Consider the following 4,275-nt stretch of genomic DNA (forward strand, 5'->3'; position numbering starts at 1 on the left):
ACTATTGGTGGGTAGGATCAGTTTTAAGTTATGGACAACGCTATGCCTTCACTTAAGACGCTTTTGCAGTTGCCTTGCGGGTGGCAATCCAGCCGACAAAATGTTAGTTCTGATGGGATAACCCTCCATCTTCGTGCCACGCGTAAAACTGCACTATGTCCTATTAAAACTGAGCAAAAAACGCGCTAATTTATTATTTGCAACAAGCCCGTTGATGGACTGACCTGTCCATTTCCCCTAAAATGGAACAAATTATAAAAAAGCCCATGAAACATGGGCAAATAGAGGTGGATACAACTCTGTCGTGACGCGGTAATTCTATTTTTACTTTAGCCCTTTTTAACTAAAATGTTTCCCAGTTATCCCCGTCCTTATCTTTCAGTTTTTTTATATCGGGGCGTTGTAACGGCACCGCAGTGCTGGTGTTAACGCTGCTCTTTAATTCTCCGGCCTGTATGTGAAAGACAGATACCGCCTGAGTCAGTCTGCCTGCCTGCTCTTCCAGTGACGCTGCTGCAGCTGCTGATTGCTCAACTAACGCCGCATTCTGCTGGGTGACTCTGTCCATTTCCGTCACCGCCACACCCACCTGGTCAATCCCCCGGCTTTGTTCGTCCGAGGCGGAGGCTATCTCACTCATGATATCGGTCACCCGGGTGACCGCGCTGACAATTTCATTCATCGTTTCACCGGCGCGCTCAACCAGTACAGCCCCGGCATCGACTCTGCCGACTGAATCCTCAATCAGCACTTTGATTTCCCGTGCGGCCTGCGCACTGCGCTGGGCAAGGTTACGGACTTCACCGGAAACAACGGCAAATCCCCGTCCCTGTTCACCCGCACGGGCGGCTTCCACGGCCGCATTCAGTGCCAGAATGTTGGTCTGGAACGCGATACCGTCAATCACACTGATGATATCGGCAATTTTCTTCGAGCTGTCGCCGATACCGCGCATTGTGTCCACGACATCATCCACCACTTTCCCGCCGCGCTCTGCGGTCTCAGAGGCGGTTAACGCCAGATGGCTGGCCTGACGGGCATTATCGGCATTCTGACGCACGGTGGCGGTCAGCTCCTCCATACTGGCGGCGGTTTCTTCAAGAGAGGCAGCCTGTTGTTCGGTCCGCGAAGAGAGGTCGTTATTACCGGAAGCAATCTCACAGGCACCACTGTAAATAACATTGGCACCATCACGGACAGCACCGACAGTGCCAGCCAGTTCGTGCTGCATATGGCGCAATGTATCGGCCAGTTTATTCACCTCATTACAGCCATTCGTATCAATAGCCTGGGTAAGATCACCTTTGCCAATATTTTGAATATTTTCAATAACACCATTTAATGGTGAGGTAATTATTTTACGAATACCAAACCATACTCCAAAAATAATAAACAAGACAGCGATTAAAATAGTGATGATTGTCACTGTAATATTGTTATAACTGACTTCATTATTGGCATTAACTTCAGAGTAATAATTCAAGTATTGCTTTTGATATTCGTTGTATTGCTTTTCAAATAAATCCTCAATATCCTGCGTTGGTTGTTTTGCAAACTCATCAGTCATGTTGTTACGCAGAAATTTCATTAAATCTAATTGTGCATTATAATAGTTATTAAATGAATCTATTAGTTCTTTTCCATTTGCATTCTCAAGTGTTGAATTAATTACCTTGTAATCATTGAAATTAACTTTTGATTTTTCTAGTTGTTTTTCTGCTGATGCTAATTTAGATTCTCCCAAATCTTTTCGGCCTGCATAAAAAATATACTTTTGAGCTTTATTTATTTCAGCTCGTGACCTTATTAAAGCAATCCATGCATCGTCAAGAGCAATTACTTTCTTTGTTTCAGAATCAAACAATATAGATTGGTTTTTTTGGTTATTTGCATAGTTTAAGAATGATGCTCCAGATACAATTTGTAGTAAAAGGAGTAGGGTTAGAACGAAAGTTAAAAATACAGATATTTTTATTTTTCTAAACATTCCTGTTTTTCCATTAATTAATCAGTGACGGTTTTTTCAGCTGGAGGTGATGCCGAAATAATTTATTTTCACTATAAAAAAATATGACCAATGTTAACATTATTCACAAAAATGTTATTTGTTGATAAATATCCAGTTATGTGCTGTTATCAGGAGCTTAACGTATAGGAAATTGAAACCCTGCGAGCTCCGAAATGGGGTAGCTGAAATTTGGACGTGCGTTGATTCAGATACCGGCTCATCTGCCGTCACCTGAAAGCGTGATGATATTTCACCCTTTTTCAGGTTGTTATTTCTACTTTCCGTGAATGGCAGACAGATCTTACCTGCATCAGGCCGGGATATACCTCATTAGACTGATCTCCCGCGCGTGGATTTTCAGCTCTCCTACATTCAGACCGGATATTGCCCGGCGGTAAACCATATGGCCATCGCACAGGATGCATTCGAACGGGTCGCGCCGCAGGAACTGCTTACTCATTTGCGCGTAACACACTTTCGGTGCCGCGTCCGGTTTTTTCATCCCCAGCGCACGGTACACCTGCAGCAGTTTTTCCCCGCACACCCGGTTGGCCAGAAAACCAAAATAACGCACCATCCGGAAGAACTTTTCCGGTATATGCTGCTTGAGCCGACCCACGATTTCCCTCTGCGTCAGCCTCTCGGTGGCCTGTTCACCTGTATTATGGTCGTGGTAACGAAAGCTCAGCGTGGCACTGCCGGCGTAGTGCGCCAGCTGGGAGCCGGCTATCGGCGGTTTTTTCAGATACCGGCCCAGGTATTTCACGGTGTTTTTGTAAGCATCCCGCATAATCGTGCCATTCACATTTAGAGGTCCTCCGGCATAATCAATCTGCTAACTAAGGAGATCGCTATGCGTAAAGCCCATTTTACTGAGTATCAGATTATCGCTGTCATTTCAGATCAGCAACTGCGGGCTATTTATTTGAGGTGAATAGTCGCTCGCGGGCAGAATCGTAAACAGCATTTTTATCTCGCTTACCTACAGCAACAACCAGGATCACTAATTCACCATCTTCGACTTTATAAACTAAACGGACGCCTGCGGTGCGTAACTTGATTTTGTAACAACCTTCAAGCCCACGCAGTCTGTTAGCTAGTCGATGTGGGTCTTCAACCAGCTTCGCTAACTTCTTTTTAAACTGTCCGCGTATGCTGGAATCCAGCCTGTGCCATTCATCGAAAGCTTCTTCGTAAAATTCAATTTCATAAGTCATTGAGTTTCACGCGTATCCGTTTTCCTGGGTTAGCCAAGCGTGTGCGCGCCAGTTCGATGATATCCGCGTCTTCGTCTGCTAATAATGCAACCTGCACTGGTAAGCGGTTATTTTGCGCAACATACTCCAGGACAAGGCGAACAGCTTCGGATGTTGTAATACCTAAAGCGTCAAGTGCCGCACCAGAACGAGCCTTTAAATCGTCGTCGATGCGGATGTTCATAGTTGCCATATTATCTTCCTTTTGTACCTACGTTCGTATATACGAATTATACGGCGTATATTATGTATACGCAACAACCGAACTCTGGCTTTAGGTAAAAAATTTCTAGATATTTTGCCAGATATCCGAAATTGTTCGGTTTCGTACACTGTCAGCAACATATGTACAAAAGTCAGTATTTTTAGTTTCGGACATGCATTATGATACGTACACCCATTACGGACGGATTATTATATAATGTCACGCGTTTTTGCCTATTGCAGGGTTTCGACCTTTGAACAGGATACTGAAAATCAGCGGCGGGAAATTAAAGCGGCCGGGTTTGAAGTCAGAGAACAACGAATTATAGAAGAACAAATCAGCGGGTCAGTCACCGCAGGGGAGCGTCCCGGTTTCAGCCGGTTACTTGACCGTATGGAAGGTGGCGATGTGCTTATTGTTACAAAACTGGATCGCCTGGGCCGTAATGCAATAGATATCCGCAGGACGGTTGAGAAACTCGCTGTTTTGGGGATCAAAGTGCATTGCCTAGCTCTCGGAGGTGTCGACTTGACCAGTCCGGCCGGAAAAATGACAATGCAGGTAATTTCCGCTGTTGCTGAGTTTGAACGTGATCTTTTACTTGAGCGTACTCATTCAGGGATTGCAAGGGCGCGTGAAGCCGGAAAGCGATTTGGGCGTCCACCTGTACTAAGTGAAGAACAAAAGCGGAGTGTACTTGAGCTAATCAAATCCGGTAGCAGTATCAGTGCCATTGCAAGAGAATTTAATACTACACGGCAAACTATACTCCGGGTAAAAGCCAGGCGGTAATCCCCCCATTTTTA

4 protein-coding genes and 1 pseudogene are annotated in these 4,275 nt (G+C 45.1%); 1 reads left to right on the forward strand and 4 read right to left on the reverse strand.

The features are described 5' to 3' along the window. Positions 1-343: 343 nt before the first annotated feature. The 4 genes and pseudogenes from U868_RS0122195 to U868_RS0122210 form a co-directional block, all read right to left on the reverse strand. Positions 344-1,987: a methyl-accepting chemotaxis protein gene (locus tag U868_RS0122195; protein WP_025155199.1), complete on the reverse strand. Its 1,644-nt coding sequence runs from the start codon at positions 1,985-1,987 to the stop codon at positions 344-346. A gap of 331 nt (positions 1,988-2,318) precedes the next feature. Next, positions 2,319-2,783, reverse strand: a pseudogene (locus U868_RS0122200) (IS91 family transposase); the annotation flags it as partial. A gap of 142 nt (positions 2,784-2,925) precedes the next feature. Beyond that, entirely contained in the window at positions 2,926-3,225 is a 300-nt protein-coding gene (locus tag U868_RS0122205; RefSeq protein ID WP_025155201.1) for a type II toxin-antitoxin system RelE family toxin, read from the reverse strand. Next, positions 3,215-3,457 (reverse strand): type II toxin-antitoxin system RelB/DinJ family antitoxin, encoded by a 243-nt coding sequence (locus tag U868_RS0122210; RefSeq protein ID WP_025155202.1) that lies wholly within the window; start codon positions 3,455-3,457, stop codon positions 3,215-3,217. Before U868_RS0122210 ends, U868_RS0122205 begins: the two co-directional genes overlap by 11 nt. 228 nt (positions 3,458-3,685) lie before the next feature. On the opposite strand from U868_RS0122210, the gene U868_RS0122215 reads away from it, so the two are divergent. After that, positions 3,686-4,261 (forward strand): recombinase family protein, encoded by a 576-nt coding sequence (locus tag U868_RS0122215; protein WP_025155203.1) that lies wholly within the window; start codon positions 3,686-3,688, stop codon positions 4,259-4,261. Positions 4,262-4,275 lie beyond the last annotated feature (14 nt).

The organism is Morganella morganii H1r, assembly GCF_000633515.1.
GTDB classification, from domain to species: domain Bacteria; phylum Pseudomonadota; class Gammaproteobacteria; order Enterobacterales; family Enterobacteriaceae; genus Morganella; species Morganella morganii_B.

Excerpts from the sequence above, each read along its gene's own strand:
- U868_RS0122195 (WP_025155199.1), bottom strand. The coding sequence starts at position 1,987 with ATGTTTAGAAAAATAAAAATATCTGTATTTTTAACTTTCGTTCTAACC.
- U868_RS0122205 (WP_025155201.1), bottom strand. The coding sequence starts at position 3,225 with ATGACTTATGAAATTGAATTTTACGAAGAAGCTTTCGATGAATGGCAC.
- U868_RS0122210 (WP_025155202.1), bottom strand. The coding sequence starts at position 3,457 with ATGGCAACTATGAACATCCGCATCGACGACGATTTAAAGGCTCGTTCT.
- U868_RS0122215 (WP_025155203.1), top strand. The coding sequence starts at position 3,686 with ATGTCACGCGTTTTTGCCTATTGCAGGGTTTCGACCTTTGAACAGGAT.